This is a genomic window from Ectopseudomonas khazarica (assembly GCF_004521985.1).
Lineage (GTDB): Bacteria > Pseudomonadota > Gammaproteobacteria > Pseudomonadales > Pseudomonadaceae > Aquipseudomonas > Aquipseudomonas khazarica.
In genome coordinates, this window is record NZ_SBHZ01000010.1 from 77,617 (window position 1) to 91,946 (window position 14,330).

Below are 14,330 nucleotides of genomic sequence, written 5' to 3' on the forward strand. Positions count from 1 at the left end.
CCGCCTCGTGCACGAAGCGCGGCGAGCCTAGCACCTGTTTATCTATACAGTAAAGGTTTGCACTCAATGACCAACCCGATCATCCCCTGGATGGGCGGCAAGCGCCGTCTTGCCGACCGTCTCATCCCGCTTTTCCCGCCCCATGAATGCTATGTCGAGGTGTTCGCCGGGGGCGCGGCCCTGTTCTTCATGCGCCCGCAGCCGGCCCCGGTCGAGGTGCTGAACGACATCAACGGCGATCTGGTGTCGCTTTATCGCGTTGTCCAAAACCACCTCGAGGAATTCGTGCGCCAGTTCAAGTGGGCGCTCACCAGCCGCCAGCTGTTCGAGTGGCACAAGGTCGCCCGGCCGGAGACGCTGACCGACATCCAGCGCGCCGCGCGCTTCTTCTACCTGCAGCACAATGCCTTCGGCGGCAAGGTGTCAGGGCAGACGTTCGGCACGGCCACCACCGCCCCAGGCTTCAGCGTGATGCGCATCGAAGAAAACCTCACGGCAGCCTGGCAGCGCCTGGCCGGCACCTACGTTGAGAACCTGGGCTGGCTGGAATGCGCCGAGCGGTACGACCGCGCCCACACCTTTCACTACATGGATCCGCCGTACTGGAAAACCGAGGGCTACGGCGTGGGCTTCCCGTTCGAAGAGTACGAGCGGATGGCCGCCTTCATGCGGCGCTGCAAGGGGAAAGTGATGGTAAGCATCAACGATCATCCCGACATCCGCCGTGCGTTCGATGGCTTCCACATGGAGCAGTTGGATATCAGGTACAGCTGCACGAACCAGCGGCAGGGGCTTGCCGAAAAGACCGGCGAGCTGGTGATCATGAACTGGGAGCCGGCGGCGCTCGGCGGGCTGTTCTAGTTGAGCAGGGCGTATACTGCTTTCTTTTCGTGAGGGGCAGCTCATGCTCGTAATCACCGGTCCGAAATGGGGCCTGGCGCTTGAGAAGCACCTCGGCACGCAGCAAGGTGTGTCGATCTGGGAGTTTCACCGGACGGCATCCTCTGTCGCGCGTGACCAGGGGCGGCGGGTCTACCGGCATGCGCGCATCAAGCCAGCCGAGCCAAAAGACGGCCAGCAGGTTGAGGTGACGTTGATGCTGACGGCGACATCACCCGAGGCTGACTGGGTCTCTCTCGGCATGGCGACTGCCCTCAACGTCGATACGCTGTGAACGCGAGCGCTAGATCAGGGGATCATCGATCTTCCTGATCAGCTCCGGCCCGTGGTTTTTCACATTTCCCACGGCCTTGTTGACCGGGTACCACTCGAAGGCCTCCACGGCGGTGTCGTGGTGCCTTGCCAGATCCTCGGCCCGCTCGGGTAGTAACCCAGGCTCCAGCCACTCCCTCGCCACATCTGGCGGCAGCACCACCGGACGCCGGTCGTGGATGTCGACCATCCCCTGATCGCTCGCGGCGGTGATGATCGCAAAGCCGCCCGCGCCTTCTTCTTCGCCATGCGGGATATCGCCGATCGCGGCGAAGAACGCCGGGGCACCTCCCTTCAGTCGGATGAAATATGGCTGTTTGACCTTCGGGTTGTCTGGATCCTTCTTCCACTCGTACCAACCATCTGCCATCACTAGAGCTCGGCCGCGTTTCCATATCGCGCTCCAGAACCTGCTGGTGGCCGCAGTCTCGATCCGTGCGTTGATCGCCGGTGGCCGCTTGCCGTCCGCCCAATGCGGGGCGTAGCCCCATCGGGTCGAAGTCGCATGGGCGCCCTGGTCATCCTGATGAAGCAGCAGGACACGCGACTGGGGCGCGACGTTGTAGCGGGCCAGGGGCTCGTTCGACCAGTCACCCTCTAGCAACCCCAGTTGCAGCGCCTTCGCGTACTCGTCAACGGTTCGGTACTGCGTGAATCTTCCGCACATAGAACCCTCCGGTCGTCAGTTGGCCATCATGATTCTTTGACCACGGCTCGGGTCATTTGGTATCTGTATATGCATACAGTATTATTCTCAGGTCTCTCTCATGGGCAACGCAACCATTCTTGGCCCGCTGGGCAGCTCCGATATCGAGCTGCCCTTTTTTTCTTTCCGCGTACCGGCCGGCTTCCCCAGCCCCGCCCAGGATCACCTCGAGCAGAAAATCTCGCTGGATGAGCTACTCGATATCCATGCGCCGCAGACGTACCTGGTGCGGGTGGAAGGTGACAGCATGACCGGGGCCGGTATCTTCGACGGTGACGTGCTGGTAGTGAACAAGGCGCTGGACGCCGTGCCCGGTGACATCGTGATCGCCGCCATCAATGGCGAGCCGGTGGTGAAGACCCTGGCCCGCGATGGTCAGCAGATAGTGCTGCGATCAGAGAATCCGAAATACGCGCCTCGGTTCGTGATGGAGGGCGACGAGCTGCTGATCTGGGCTGTGGTGACAGACAGCATTCGGCGGCACCGCTGCCATGGTTGAGCAGGCGATTGCATTGGTCGATTGCAACTCGTTCTACGCGAGCTGCGAGCGCGTCTTCCGGCCTGACTTGCAGCGGGTGCCGATCGTTGTGCTGAGCAACAACGACGGCTGCGTGATCGCTCGCAGCGCCGACGCGAAGCCCTTTGTGAAAATGGGCGCCCCTTACTTTCAGATCAAGAATGACCTGCGCCGCCACGGCATCATGCCGTTCAGCAGCAACTACGCCCTGTACGGGGATATGAGCGAGCGGGTGATGACCGTCATAGAGTCAATGGTGCCGGCGGTCGAGATCTACAGTATTGACGAAGCATTCGCTGACCTGACTGGGGTGCCTGGTGACCTCGAGCAGATCGGCCGGCAGATCCGTGCGCGGGTGCTTAAGTGGACAGGCATCCCGACTGGAGTAGGCATCGCTGGAACGAAGACCTTGGCCAAGCTGGCCAACCACGCCGCGAAGAAGTGGCAGACGCGGACGGGCGGTGTGGTCGACCTGCGCGACCCCGATCGGCGCGACAAGGTGTTGAAGGTGCTGCCGGTGAGTGACGTGTGGGGAGTTGGCCGGCGGATGACGGAGCACCTCAACGCCCAGGGCATCAAGACCGCGTGGGATCTGGCCCAGGCAGACGCCTGGACGCTGCGTAAGCAGTTCAGCGTAGTGATCGAAAAGACCGCTCGCGAGCTGCGCGGCACGCCATGCCTGACGCTGGATGAGGCGGCGCCGCCGAAGAAGGAGATATGTTCCAGCCGGATGTTCGGCAAGCGCCTGCAGGACATCGAGTCGATCCGCCAGGCCGTGGCCACCTACACGGCCACTGCGTGCGAGAAGCTGCGGGCGCAGCAGTCCGTATGCCGGCAGATCCGCGTAGGTGTGCGCACTGGCATGCATAATCCTGACGAGGCCAAATATGCGAAGGGTGTAGCGCTGCAGCTGCCCTGGGCGACTGACGACACCCGCATGATCACCCACTACGCCATGCATGCCCTGCAACAGGCCTATCGGGCCGGCTACTCATACAGCAAGGCCGAGGTCATGCTGCTCGATCTCTGCCAGCGAACGGAGATCACCGGCGACCTGTTCGCACCGCAGCAATCGGCCGAGTCGACCAGGGTCATGGCCGTGCTGGATGAGATCAACGCCAGGTGGGGAAGGGGGACGCTGCGGCCTGGCCGGGTGGAGCTGCAGCCGGAGTGGGGAATGCGCCGAGACATGATGAGCCAGAGCTTTACGACGCGACTTGATCAGCTATGGCGAATTTATGCGAGGTAATCATCTTCCTGTTGGCTTGGGGAGCTTCGCAATTAGCTCATTAGCCTTGTTCATGAGTTCAACTATCTCTTCAGTAACCGACTTCATACCATCTGCAGTTGATCCCATTCCGAGAACAGTCGCTCGGGAAAGTACATCGTCTTGGTAAAGCTGACTTACACGCTCAGAAGCCTCGGGAGTAAGGACATGGCCTAGGCTGGCAATTCGATCATTGAGAAGAGTTTGCGCGAGTTCTTGAGCTTTCTCTGTATCGCGGTTATTCATCTCTATCATCGTTATTAGTCCTTTTGCCCGCATATATATGCGGACCAGCAGCTCAGACAGCTCGGCCGGAAGCTGGCTTAGGCACGCGGGAGCAGAGTCGTAGATGGGGAAAGGGTTTGCTCCGATGGGAAAGATACATACATAGGGAGTGTCTTCAGGCAATGTCATTAATTCATCGCCGTATTCTTCCTGATAGACCTTGAGAGCAGTTGTAATTTCTACCTGAATTAGCCTAGTGGTGTCGTATAGCACCGCTTTGTCAGCTGCAAGCACGGCTTCTGCTGCCAATTTATGAGCGCTATTGGTTGCCCGCAGAGTAAACCAGCCACCAAGGATCGCACCGAGGAATGCGCTGATTAACTCAGTGCTGAGCAAGAGGCTGAGAAGGGTGTTGAGGAAAGTGCAGAGCACGTCAAGAACGTAACTGAGAGCATCCATTGCTATGAAATCCTTTGCTTAAGCGCTTCAGATCGCATTGGGTCTCTATGAGCGCTGCCAGAGGCGGATAGAAAAATGATTACGCCAAATTTACGCCAGGCATAAAAAAAGGCCTTGATAATCAAGGCCTTAGAGAATCTATATGGTGCCCCGGGGGAGACTCGAACTCCCACTCCTTTCGAAAACGGATTTTGAATCCGCCGCGTCTACCGATTCCGCCACCGGGGCACGATGGCGGCGCAGTATAGGGACGCGTCTTGCGCTGGTCAATCGGCGCAGCTGTCGTGGCAACGCTATGGCTGGGACACTGTGTAGCAGCGCTGCATCTGACTTTTTATTGCGTCGGTGCTTAGAATCACGTCTGTCATCAAGCGCACCGAGGTGAGTGCTTATATAGGTGGCTTTGGGCAGTCCGGTCATGGAGGGGGAGTGTGGTCAGAGTCTTGTGCCGGGCAATTCTGCTGTGGCTGGCGCTCGTGCCCGTGGCGCGGGCGGAGGTGCTGGTCTATGCCGTCACCGATGAGAGCTGGGCGCCGTACTGGATTGTCGACGGCGAGCGGATCAGCGGCATCCTGCACGATTTCATGATCGCGCTGGATGCGCGCCTGCCGGACGACCTGCAGGCCAGCCACCCGTTGCCGCCGCTGCGCACGCAGAAGCTGTTCCGCGAGGGGCAGGTGCAGATCGAATGTTGCGTGAGCCAGAGTTGGCGGCGCGCTGCCGGGCAGGCCGAGGTTTCGCTCTGGAGCATTCCGGTGCTGGATGCCGAAGAGATGCTGCTCTTCGCGCCGGGCAAGGGGTTTCCCTTCCGGCACCTCGAAGACCTGCGTGGCCGCTCCATCGCCACGGTGCGGGGCTACGGCTATGTGGGCAGCGAGTATTTCCAACGCAACGATGGTGCCGATGCCCATGCGTTGATCTTCCGGGTCGCCCAGGGGCACAGCGAGGCCGGTATTCTCGACCGGCTGGAGTGGCGCTACCTGAGAAGCCGCGATCCTCAACTGCAGGCGCCGAGCTGGCAGGTGGAGGAGGGCGCCGTGATCAACCGCTCGCAGTTGCGTCTGCGCCTGCATCGTGACCATGCCGGGCACCTGGCGGCGATCAACGAGGCGATAAGGGCCCTGCAGGAGGACGGTACCCTGGCGCGTATCGTCGCAGAGTACGCGCCGCAGGCTTACGTGGCCGGACAAGGGGAAATCCGGTAAGCTTTGCGGCCCTGCTGAAATACCCCCGCCGAATCATGCGTGTTGCCGATTTTCACTTCGATCTCCCCGAGTCGCTGATCGCCCGCCATCCTCTGGCCGAGCGTCGCGCCAGCCGTTTGCTGCAGCTCGATGGCCCGAGTGGCGAGCTGCATCATGGCCAGTTCACCGATGTGCTGGAGCAGTTGCGCCCCGGCGATCTCATGGTGTTCAACAACACCCGCGTGATCCCTGCGCGCCTGTTCGGCCAGAAGGCCTCCGGCGGCAAGCTGGAGGTGCTGGTGGAGCGTGTGCTCGATCAGTATCGCGTGCTGGCGCACGTTCGCTCGAGCAAGTCGCCCAAGCCTGGCTCGCAGATTCTCATCGATGGCGGTGGCGAGGCCGAGATGGTCGCGCGTCACGACGCCCTGTTCGAGCTGCGCTTCGCCGAGCCGGTGCTGCCGCTGCTCGAGCGTGTCGGACACATGCCGTTGCCGCCCTATATCGACCGCCCGGATGACGAGGCGGATCGCGAGCGCTATCAGACCGTCTATGCGCAGAAGGCCGGAGCGGTGGCGGCGCCGACCGCCGGGCTGCATTTCGATGACGAGCTGCTGGCGGCCATTCGTGGCAAGGGCGTGGAGACGGCCTTCGTGACCCTGCATGTGGGCGCGGGCACCTTTCAGCCGGTGCGCGTCGAGCGTATCGAGGACCACCACATGCACAGCGAGTGGCTGGAGGTCGGCCAGGATGTGGTCGATGCGGTCGCCGCCTGCCGCGCGCGCGGCGGTCGTGTCGTGGCGGTGGGCACCACCAGCGTGCGCTCCCTGGAAACCGCTGCCCGCGATGGCGAGTTGAAGCCCTTCAGCGGTGACACCGACATCTTCATCTACCCCGGCCGGCCGTTCCATGTGGTCGACGCTCTGGTGACCAACTTCCACCTGCCCGAGTCGACGCTGCTGATGCTGGTGTCGGCGTTCGCCGGTTATGCCGAGACCATGGCGGCCTATCGTGAGGCCGTGGCGCAGGGTTATCGCTTCTTCAGTTATGGTGATGCCATGTTCATCACCCGCAATCCCGCCGCGCGCGGGCCCGAGGTTTGAGTATGTCGCGCACCTGTCGCATGTCCTTCGAGTTGCTGGCCACCGACGGCAAGGCCCGTCGTGGTCGCCTGACCTTCCCGCGTGGTGTGGTCGAGACCCCGGCCTTCATGCCGGTGGGTACCTATGGCACGGTCAAGGGCATGCTGCCGCGTGACGTCGAGGGGATCGGCGCGCAGATCATTCTCGGCAACACCTTCCACCTGTGGCTGCGCCCGGGGATGGAGGTGATCAAGAAACATGGCGATCTGCACGACTTCATGCAGTGGCAGGGGCCGATCCTCACCGATTCCGGTGGCTTCCAGGTGTTCAGCCTGGGCGCCATGCGCAAGATCAAGGAAGAGGGCGTGTACTTCGCCTCGCCCGTCGATGGCGCCAAGGTGTTCATGGGGCCGGAAGAGTCGATGCAGGTGCAGCGTGACCTCGGTTCGGACATCGTGATGATCTTCGACGAGTGCACGCCGTATCCGGCCGAGTTCGACGTGGCCAAGCGCTCCATGGAGCTGTCGCTGCGTTGGGCCAGGCGCTCCAAGGATGCGCATGGCGAGAACACGGCGGCGCTGTTCGGCATCGTCCAGGGCGGCATGCACGAGGAGCTGCGCAAGCGCTCGCTCGACGGCCTCTGCGAAATCGGCTTCGACGGCCTGGCCATTGGCGGCCTGTCGGTGGGTGAGCCGAAGGAGGAGATGATCCGCGTGCTCGACTACCTGCCGCCGCAGATGCCGGCCGACAAGCCGCGCTACCTGATGGGCGTCGGCAAGCCCGAGGACCTGGTCGAGGGCGTGCGTCGCGGCGTCGACATGTTCGACTGCGTGATGCCGACGCGCAACGCCCGCAACGGTCACCTGTTCGTCGATACCGGCGTGGTGAAGATCCGCAACGCGGTGCACAAGCACGACGATTCGCCGCTGGACCCGACCTGCGACTGTTACACCTGCACAAACTTCTCCCGCGCCTACCTGCATCATCTGGACAAATGCGGCGAAATGCTCGGCAGCATGCTCAATACCATCCATAACTTGCGGCATTATCAGCGGGTTATGGCTGGTTTGCGCGAGGCTATCGGACAGGGTACATTGGCCGCCTTTGTCGAAACCTTCTATGCCAAGCGCGGCCTGCCTGTGCCGCCGCTGGACTGATTCCCGAACGATTCAAGATCCTTTCCATTAGGAGTGCTACATGAGCTTTTTCATTCCCGCCGCCTACGCTGACACCGCGGCTGCTGCCCCTGCAGGGAGCGGTTTCGAGTGGGTCTTCCTGATCGGCTTCCTGGTCATCTTCTATCTGATGATCTGGCGTCCGCAGGCCAAGCGCGCCAAAGAGCACAAGAACCTGCTCGGCGGTCTGCAGAAGGGCGACGAAGTGGTCACCAGCGGCGGCATCGCCGGCAAGGTCTCCAAGGTCACCGATGATTTCGTGGTGATCGAGGTGTCTGACACCGTCGAGCTGAAGTTCCAGAAGCAGGCCATTGCCGCCACCCTGCCCAAGGGCACGCTGAAAGCCATCTGATTCGGTTCATAGTTTCCATTCGACGGGGCGCTTTAAGCGCCCCGCGTCATAAGCGGGTGGCTCGTTCATGCTCAATAAATACCCTCTGTGGAAGTACCTGCTGATCCTGGCCGTGCTGGCGATCGGTCTGGTCTACTCCATCCCCAACCTCTATCCGGACGATCCTGCGATCCAGGTCAGTGGCGCCAGTTCGGCGTTGGCCATCGAGCAGGCGGATGTCGACCGTGCCAGCAAGGCGCTGCAGGATGCGGGCATCCAGGTCAAGGCCGCCAGCATCGACGAGCGTGGTCGCGGTGGCCTGATTCGTCTGGCCAAGCAGGATGACCAGTTGCCGGCCAAGGACATCGTCCGCCGTGCGCTGGGTGATGACTACGTGGTGGCGCTGAACCTGGCGCAGACTACGCCCGACTGGCTGCGCAGCCTGGGCGCGAGCCCGATGAAGCTCGGCCTGGACCTCTCCGGCGGTGTGCACTTCCTGCTGGAAGTCGACATGGACAAGGCGCTGGATGTGCGTCGCAAGGTCTATGAAGGCGAGATCAAGAGCCTGCTGCGCAAGGAGCGCGTGCGCTACCGCAGCATGCCGGAAAGCAATGGCCGCATTCAGCTGGGCTTTGCCGACAGCGAGACGCTGGACAATGCCGAGCGCCTGATCCGCAAGGACTACAAGGACTTCGAACTGACCAGCGTCGAGCGTGGTGGTCAGCAGGTCCTGCAACTGGCACTGACCCAGGCCAAGATCGCCGAGATTCGCGAGTACTCGATCAAGCAGAACCTCACCACCGTGCGCAACCGGGTCAACGAGCTGGGCGTCGCCGAGCCGCTGGTCCAGCGCCAGGGTGCCAACCGCATCGTGGTCGAGCTGCCGGGCGTGCAGGACACTGCCGAGGCCAAGCGTATTCTCGGCAAGACCGCCAACCTGGAGTTCCGTCTGCAGGCCGAGCTGGACGCGCCGCGTGGTGCGACCGAGGACTTCGAATTCCGCGAGGCCGGTCGTCCGCCGGTGCAGCTCGAGCGTGAGCTGATCATCACCGGTGACCAGGTCACCGACGCGCAGGCCAGCTTCGACGAGAACGGTCGCCCGCAGGTGAACATTCGTCTCGATGGCCATGGCGGCGACCTGATGAACCGCGCCACCCGCAACAACGTCGGGCGCAGCATGGCGGTGATCTTCATCGAACAGAAGCCGGTCACCCGCTACGTGCGTCAGACCGTCGACGGTGTCGAGCAGGAGGTCGCCGTGCCGACCTTCGTCGAAGAGAAGAAGATCATCAGCCTGGCGACCATCCAGTCGGCGCTGGGTAGCCAGTTCCGCATCACCGGCCTGAACGGCCAGGGCGAGTCTTCCGAGCTTGCGCTGCTGCTGCGTGCCGGTGGCCTGGCTGCACCGATGTACTTCGCCGAAGAACGCACCATCGGCCCGAGCCTGGGTGCCGAGAACATCGCCAAGGGTATCGAGTCCACCGAGTGGGCGATGATCTTCGTGGCGCTGTTCATCATCGCCATCTATCGCTTCTTCGGTGTGCTGGCGACCGTGGCGCTGGCGTTCAACCTGGTGCTGCTGGTCGGTCTGATGTCGGCGATCGGCGCGACCCTGACCCTGCCGGGTATCGCCGGTATCGTGCTGACCCTGGGTATGGCGGTGGACGCCAACGTGCTGATCTTCTCGCGCATACGCGAGGAACTGGCCAAGGGGCTGCATGTGCAGCGGGCGATTCATGAAGGTTTCGATCGTGCCTACTCGGCGATTCTCGACAGTAACCTGACCACCCTGCTGGTGGGCGGCATCCTGTTCGCGATGGGCACCGGCCCGGTCAAGGGCTTCGCGGTGACGATGTCGCTGGGGATCGTGACCTCGATGTTCACAGCCATCATGTTCACCCGAGGTCTGGTCAACCTGATCTTCGGTGGTCGCAACGTCAAGAAGCTGTGGATCTGAGGTGCAGCCATGATCAAGTCAACCATTCGTTTCATGGCGATCCGCAACATCGCCTTCGCAATGACCGTCGTGCTGACCATCGTCGGCCTGGGTGCGCTGTTCGCCAAGGGCCTGAACTTCGGTCTGGACTTCACCGGCGGTACCCTGATCGAGCTGCAGTACGAGCAGCCGGCCGACCTGGATCTGATCAAGAACGAGCTGGGCCAGGCAGGCTACGTCGATGCCGTGGTGCAGAGCTTCGGCGCCAGCACCGATGTGCTGGTGCGCCTCGCCGGTGACGACGCGGACCTGGGCAACCAGGTCGCGGCGGCGCTGCGCAAGGTGGACGCGGCGACGCAGTTCGAGGTCAAGCGTGTCGAGTTCGTCGGTCCGCAGGTGGGTGAAGAGTTGCGCGACCAGGGCGGCATCGCCATGCTCCTGGCCCTGGGCGGCATCCTGCTGTACCTGGCATTCCGCTTCCAGTGGAAGTTCGGCGTCGGTGCCATCGCCTCGCTGGTGCACGACGTGGTCATCACCCTGGGGGTGCTGGCGTTCTTCCAGATCCCGTTCGATCTGACCGTGCTGGCGGCGGTGCTGGCGATGATCGGTTACTCGCTCAACGACACCATCATCATCTATGACCGTATCCGCGAGAACTTCCGCGTGCTGCGCAAGACGTCGCTGATCGAGAACGTCGACATCTCGATCACCCAGACCCTGCTGCGTACCATCGCCACCTCGTTGTCCACGGCACTGGCGCTGCTGGCGCTGCTGTTCTTCGGTGGCGACGTGCTGGCGGCCTTCGCGCTGACCCTGCTGGTCGGTGTGGTGGTGGGTACCTACTCGTCGGTCTACATCGGCGCCACGGTGCTGGTGTGGCTGAAGCTCAGCGTCGAGGACCTGATTCCTCCGGCGGTCGATGTAGAGGCCGACGACGGGCGTCCCTGATGTTGTGATGGACGTCTAGAAAGTCAGCGAAAGCCGCGGCAAGTCGAACTTGCCGCGGCTTTTTGCTGTCCTAGGCAAGGAGAGAGGCGCGAGTCGCCGAGCCTGGGAGACACATAAAATGAACAAGTCAATGTTGGTAGGTGCCGTACTGGGTGCTGTGGGTGTGACCGCTGGTGGTGCCGTGGCCACCTACAGTCTGGTTGATCGTGGCCCGGACTATGCCGAGGTGCTGGCTGTCACGCCGGTCAATGAAACCGTGAAGACCCCGAGGGAAGTGTGTAAGGACGTGACCGTCACGCGTCAGCGTCCGGTGCAGGATCAGCATCAGATCGCCGGTACCGCCATTGGCGCCATCGCCGGCGGCCTGCTGGGCAACCAGATCGGTGGCGGCAACGGCAAGAAGATCGCCACGGTGGCGGGTGCGGTTGGCGGCGGCTACGCCGGCAACAAGATTCAGGAAGGCATGCAGCAGCGTGACACCTACACCACCACAGAAACGCGCTGCAATACCGTGACCGATACCAGCCAGAAGCTGGTGGGCTACGACGTGAAGTACCAGCTGGGCGAGAAGGTCGGCAGCGTGCGCATGGATCGTGATCCTGGCAGTCGCATTCCGCTCAACGACAAGGGCGAGCTGGTTCTGGTGCAGCAGACCCAGTGAGAAAAGGCCGCCAATAAAAAACGCCCCTCGGGGCGTTTTTTATTGCGCAGCTGAAACTCAGCGCTTCATCGAGGGCGCCAGGTGCGGCTGAATGGCGGTCAGCACGGCCTTGAAGCACTTGGTGTTGCCGGCGACGATCTGGCCCTTCTCGAGGAAGTCGTGGCCGCCGCTGAAGTCGCTGACCAGGCCGCCTGCTTCCTGGATCAGCAGGGCGCCTGCTGCCATGTCCCACTCGGACAGGCCGAACTCCCAGAAGGCATCGAAGCGGCCGGCGGCGACGTAGGCCAGGTCCAGGCTGGCGGCGCCGGCGCGGCGGATGCCGGCGGTCTGGCCGGTCAGGCTGCGGAACATGTTCAGGTAGTTGTCCAGGTGGTCCAGCTGGCCATCGCGGAACGGGAAGCCGGTGCCGAGCAGGGCGCCGTCGAGGCTCTTGCGGTTGCTGACGCGCAGGCGGCGGCCGTTGAGGGCGGCGCCACGGCCACGGCTGGCGGTGAATTCTTCCTGGCGTACCGGGTCGAGGACGATGGCGTGCTCGAGGCGGCCGCGGTATTTGCAGGCAATGCTGATGGCGAAGTGCGGCACGCCACGGATGAAGTTGGTGGTGCCGTCCAGCGGGTCGATGATCCACTGATAGTCGGCGCCTTCGCCGCTACCTTCCAGCACGCCGCCTTCCTCGCCCAGGAAGCTGTGGGTCGGGTAGGCCTTGCGAATGGCCTGAACGATCATCAGTTCAGCGGCCTTGTCGACCTCGGTGACGTAATCCTTGGCATCCTTCTCGTCGACCGAGATGACATCCAGGCGCTCGATGGAGCGAAAGATCATTTCACCGGCGCTGCGAGCGGCGCGCAGGGCGATATTCAGCATGGGCTGCATGGGAGGTTCACCTGGGGCGTTAAAGAAAGCCGGCCATGTTAGCAGAAAACCTTTGTCGATGAAGCGCCGTCTGTATGCTGCATGGCATTAATCTGAGGGCTTGGGTAAGATCGTTGCCCCCTTGTCTTCACTGAGAGTGCCTGCGTTGCTGGAAAATATTCGCGTGGTTTTGGTCAACACCAGTCATCCGGGCAACATCGGCGGCGCTGCGCGGGCGATGAAAAACATGGGCCTGTCGCGTCTGGTGCTGGTCGATCCCGTGGATTTCCCCAGTGGTGATGCGGTCGCGCGAGCCTCCGGGGCCACCGATGTGCTCGATGCCGCGCAGGTGGTCGGTACGCTGGAAGAGGCGCTGGTCGGCTGCAGCCTGGTGATCGGCACCAGTGCGCGTGATCGGCGCATTCCCTGGCCGCTGCTCGATCCGCGCGAGTGCGGTGTGACCAGTTGCGAGCAGGCCGCAGGCGGCGGCGAAGTCGCGTTGGTGTTCGGTCGCGAATATGCCGGGCTGACCAACGAAGAGCTGCAGCGATGTCAATATCACGTGCATATCCCGTCGAACCCGGAGTTCAGCTCGCTGAACCTGGCGGCGGCGGTTCAGGTGCTGGTCTACGAAGTGCGGATGGCCTGGCTCACGGCGCAGAATCTGCCGACCAAGGTGGAGAAGCTGGAGACCACGGCGGTGCTCAACTCCCAGGCGGCGACTGCGGATGAACTGGAGTCCTTCTACGGTCATCTGCGTCGCGTGCTGGTGATGATCGGCTTCCTCGATCCGCAGAAGCCCCGGCACCTGATGACTCGCCTGCGTCGCCTCTATGGGCGCAGTGCGGTGAGCAAGTTGGAAATGAATATCCTGCGCGGCATTCTCACCGAGACCGAGAAAGCCGTGCGCGGAGAGCCTCACAAGCAGGGGAAATCTGATGTTTGAACGCATGCGAGAAGATATCCAGAGCGTATTTCACCGTGATCCGGCCGCGCGCAATACCTTCGAGGTCGTGACCTGCTACCCCGGGCTGCATGCCGTCTGGCTGCATCGTGCCGCGCATTCGCTCTGGCGTTCGGGGTGGAAGTGGCCGGCGCGCGTGGTGTCCAACTTTGGGCGCTGGTTGACCGGTATCGAGATTCATCCCGGGGCCAGGATCGGGCGGCGCTTCTTCATCGATCACGGCATGGGCATCGTCATTGGCGAGACTGCCGAGATCGGTAACGACGTGACGCTGTATCAGGGCGTGACCCTGGGTGGCACCAGCTGGAACAAGGGCAAGCGCCATCCGACCCTGGAAGATGGTGTCGTGGTCGGTGCGGGGGCCAAGGTGCTCGGCCCGTTCACTGTCGGTGCCGGTGCCAAGATCGGCTCCAACGCGGTGGTGACCAAGGCGGTGCCTGCCGGTGCCACGGCGGTCGGTATTCCGGGCAAGATCATCGTCAAGTCCGACGGCGAGCAGGAGGCCAAGCGCCAGGCCATGGCCGAGAAGATCGGCTTCGATGCCTACGGTGTGGGGCAGGACATGCCGGACCCGGTGGCGCGTGCCATCGGCCAGCTGCTCGATCACCTGCACGCCGTCGACGGGCGTCTCGAGGGCATGTGCAAGGCCCTGACGGCGCTTGGCAGCGATTACTGCGGCAAGGATCTGCCGACGCTGCGCGATGAAGACTTCGCCGACGTCTGCAAGGACCAGCAGGCAAGCGACAAGCCCGCTGCGTGATGCACCAGGGGGCGGCATTTGCTATCATGCCGCCTCTTTTTGCGGTCAATCCCG

General features: G+C 62.5%; 16 protein-coding genes and 1 tRNA gene. 13 read left to right on the plus strand and 4 right to left on the minus strand.

What is annotated here, in order from left to right:
- Nucleotides 1-66: 66 nt before the first annotated feature.
- The gene (locus tag EPK82_RS14500; protein WP_134677022.1) at nt 67-861 is read left to right on the plus strand and encodes a DNA adenine methylase; all 795 of its coding nucleotides are present in this window, start codon (nt 67-69) and stop codon (nt 859-861) included.
- A gap of 43 nt (nt 862-904) precedes the next feature.
- The gene (locus tag EPK82_RS14505; protein WP_134677023.1) at nt 905-1,174 is read left to right on the plus strand and encodes a hypothetical protein; all 270 of its coding nucleotides are present in this window, start codon (nt 905-907) and stop codon (nt 1,172-1,174) included.
- Between the two features lie 9 nt (nt 1,175-1,183).
- On the opposite strand, the gene EPK82_RS14510 is transcribed toward EPK82_RS14505, so the two are convergent.
- Nucleotides 1,184-1,879: an SOS response-associated peptidase family protein gene (locus tag EPK82_RS14510; protein ID WP_134677024.1), complete on the minus strand. Its 696-nt coding sequence runs from the start codon at nt 1,877-1,879 to the stop codon at nt 1,184-1,186.
- 100 nt (nt 1,880-1,979) lie between these two features.
- Here EPK82_RS14510 and EPK82_RS14515 point away from each other — a divergent pair, with 100 nt between their 5' ends.
- Complete coding sequence (locus tag EPK82_RS14515) at nt 1,980-2,417, plus strand: LexA family protein (protein ID WP_134677025.1); 438 nt, start codon at nt 1,980-1,982, stop codon at nt 2,415-2,417.
- Entirely contained in the window at nt 2,410-3,684 is a 1,275-nt protein-coding gene (locus EPK82_RS14520) for a Y-family DNA polymerase (protein WP_134677026.1), read from the plus strand. The genes EPK82_RS14515 and EPK82_RS14520 overlap by 8 nt, the downstream gene beginning before the upstream one ends.
- Here EPK82_RS14520 and EPK82_RS14525 read toward each other — a convergent pair whose 3' ends face one another.
- Nucleotides 3,685-4,386 (minus strand): hypothetical protein, encoded by a 702-nt coding sequence (locus tag EPK82_RS14525; protein ID WP_134677027.1) that lies wholly within the window; start codon nt 4,384-4,386, stop codon nt 3,685-3,687.
- Nucleotides 4,387-4,529: 143 nt separating this feature from the next.
- Nucleotides 4,530-4,614 (minus strand) — tRNA-Leu (locus tag EPK82_RS14530).
- Between the two features lie 203 nt (nt 4,615-4,817).
- Between EPK82_RS14530 and EPK82_RS14535 the strand changes: the two genes are divergently transcribed.
- The 7 genes from EPK82_RS14535 to EPK82_RS14565 all read left to right on the plus strand — a co-directional run bounded on the left by EPK82_RS14535 (nt 4,818) and on the right by EPK82_RS14565 (nt 11,700).
- On the plus strand, nt 4,818-5,591 hold the full coding sequence (locus tag EPK82_RS14535; protein ID WP_134677028.1) for a substrate-binding periplasmic protein: 774 nt from the start codon (nt 4,818-4,820) through the stop codon (nt 5,589-5,591).
- A gap of 35 nt (nt 5,592-5,626) precedes the next feature.
- Nucleotides 5,627-6,670 carry a tRNA preQ1(34) S-adenosylmethionine ribosyltransferase-isomerase QueA gene (queA, locus tag EPK82_RS14540; protein WP_134677029.1) on the plus strand — a complete coding sequence of 348 codons (1,044 nt, stop codon included), beginning with the start codon at nt 5,627-5,629 and terminating at the stop codon, nt 6,668-6,670.
- 20 nt (nt 6,671-6,690) lie between these two features.
- The gene (gene tgt / locus EPK82_RS14545) at nt 6,691-7,806 is read left to right on the plus strand and encodes a tRNA guanosine(34) transglycosylase Tgt (RefSeq protein ID WP_208651146.1); all 1,116 of its coding nucleotides are present in this window, start codon (nt 6,691-6,693) and stop codon (nt 7,804-7,806) included.
- A 40-nt stretch (nt 7,807-7,846) separates the two neighbouring features.
- On the plus strand, nt 7,847-8,176 hold the full coding sequence (gene yajC / locus EPK82_RS14550) for a preprotein translocase subunit YajC (protein WP_037049627.1): 330 nt from the start codon (nt 7,847-7,849) through the stop codon (nt 8,174-8,176).
- Nucleotides 8,177-8,243: 67 nt separating this feature from the next.
- Complete coding sequence (gene secD / locus EPK82_RS14555; protein WP_134677031.1) at nt 8,244-10,112, plus strand: protein translocase subunit SecD; 1,869 nt, start codon at nt 8,244-8,246, stop codon at nt 10,110-10,112.
- A 9-nt stretch (nt 10,113-10,121) separates the two neighbouring features.
- Nucleotides 10,122-11,039, plus strand: a complete 918-nt coding sequence (secF, locus tag EPK82_RS14560) for a protein translocase subunit SecF (protein WP_134677032.1) — start codon at nt 10,122-10,124, stop codon at nt 11,037-11,039.
- A gap of 118 nt (nt 11,040-11,157) precedes the next feature.
- Nucleotides 11,158-11,700 (plus strand): glycine zipper 2TM domain-containing protein, encoded by a 543-nt coding sequence (locus EPK82_RS14565; protein WP_037049619.1) that lies wholly within the window; start codon nt 11,158-11,160, stop codon nt 11,698-11,700.
- A 57-nt stretch (nt 11,701-11,757) separates the two neighbouring features.
- Here EPK82_RS14565 and suhB read toward each other — a convergent pair whose 3' ends face one another.
- A complete protein-coding gene (gene suhB, locus EPK82_RS14570) occupies nt 11,758-12,573 on the minus strand; it encodes a type III secretion system regulator SuhB (protein WP_047587606.1) in 816 nt (271 codons plus the stop codon).
- Between the two features lie 136 nt (nt 12,574-12,709).
- Here suhB and trmJ point away from each other — a divergent pair, with 136 nt between their 5' ends.
- Together trmJ and cysE are read left to right on the plus strand one after the other, a co-directional pair.
- Entirely contained in the window at nt 12,710-13,498 is a 789-nt protein-coding gene (trmJ, locus tag EPK82_RS14575) for a tRNA (cytosine(32)/uridine(32)-2'-O)-methyltransferase TrmJ (RefSeq protein ID WP_080757017.1), read from the plus strand.
- Nucleotides 13,491-14,276: a serine O-acetyltransferase gene (gene cysE / locus EPK82_RS14580; RefSeq protein WP_037049612.1), complete on the plus strand. Its 786-nt coding sequence runs from the start codon at nt 13,491-13,493 to the stop codon at nt 14,274-14,276. Before trmJ ends, cysE begins: the two co-directional genes overlap by 8 nt.
- Nucleotides 14,277-14,330 lie beyond the last annotated feature (54 nt).

What these genes read in the sequence shown, in the direction of transcription:
- EPK82_RS14525 (WP_134677027.1), bottom strand. Translation starts at nt 4,386, where the DNA reads ATGGATGCTCTCAGTTACGTTCTTGACGTGCTCTGCACTTTCCTCAAC.
- cysE (WP_037049612.1), top strand. Translation starts at nt 13,491, where the DNA reads ATGTTTGAACGCATGCGAGAAGATATCCAGAGCGTATTTCACCGTGAT.
- EPK82_RS14500 (WP_134677022.1), top strand. Translation starts at nt 67, where the DNA reads ATGACCAACCCGATCATCCCCTGGATGGGCGGCAAGCGCCGTCTTGCC.
- EPK82_RS14515 (WP_134677025.1), top strand. Translation starts at nt 1,980, where the DNA reads ATGGGCAACGCAACCATTCTTGGCCCGCTGGGCAGCTCCGATATCGAG.
- secF (WP_134677032.1), top strand. Translation starts at nt 10,122, where the DNA reads ATGATCAAGTCAACCATTCGTTTCATGGCGATCCGCAACATCGCCTTC.
- EPK82_RS14510 (WP_134677024.1), bottom strand. Translation starts at nt 1,879, where the DNA reads ATGTGCGGAAGATTCACGCAGTACCGAACCGTTGACGAGTACGCGAAG.
- EPK82_RS14520 (WP_134677026.1), top strand. Translation starts at nt 2,410, where the DNA reads ATGGTTGAGCAGGCGATTGCATTGGTCGATTGCAACTCGTTCTACGCG.
- yajC (WP_037049627.1), top strand. Translation starts at nt 7,847, where the DNA reads ATGAGCTTTTTCATTCCCGCCGCCTACGCTGACACCGCGGCTGCTGCC.
- queA (WP_134677029.1), top strand. Translation starts at nt 5,627, where the DNA reads ATGCGTGTTGCCGATTTTCACTTCGATCTCCCCGAGTCGCTGATCGCC.
- secD (WP_134677031.1), top strand. Translation starts at nt 8,244, where the DNA reads ATGCTCAATAAATACCCTCTGTGGAAGTACCTGCTGATCCTGGCCGTG.
- tgt (WP_208651146.1), top strand. Translation starts at nt 6,691, where the DNA reads ATGTCCTTCGAGTTGCTGGCCACCGACGGCAAGGCCCGTCGTGGTCGC.
- suhB (WP_047587606.1), bottom strand. Translation starts at nt 12,573, where the DNA reads ATGCAGCCCATGCTGAATATCGCCCTGCGCGCCGCTCGCAGCGCCGGT.
- EPK82_RS14505 (WP_134677023.1), top strand. Translation starts at nt 905, where the DNA reads ATGCTCGTAATCACCGGTCCGAAATGGGGCCTGGCGCTTGAGAAGCAC.
- EPK82_RS14565 (WP_037049619.1), top strand. Translation starts at nt 11,158, where the DNA reads ATGAACAAGTCAATGTTGGTAGGTGCCGTACTGGGTGCTGTGGGTGTG.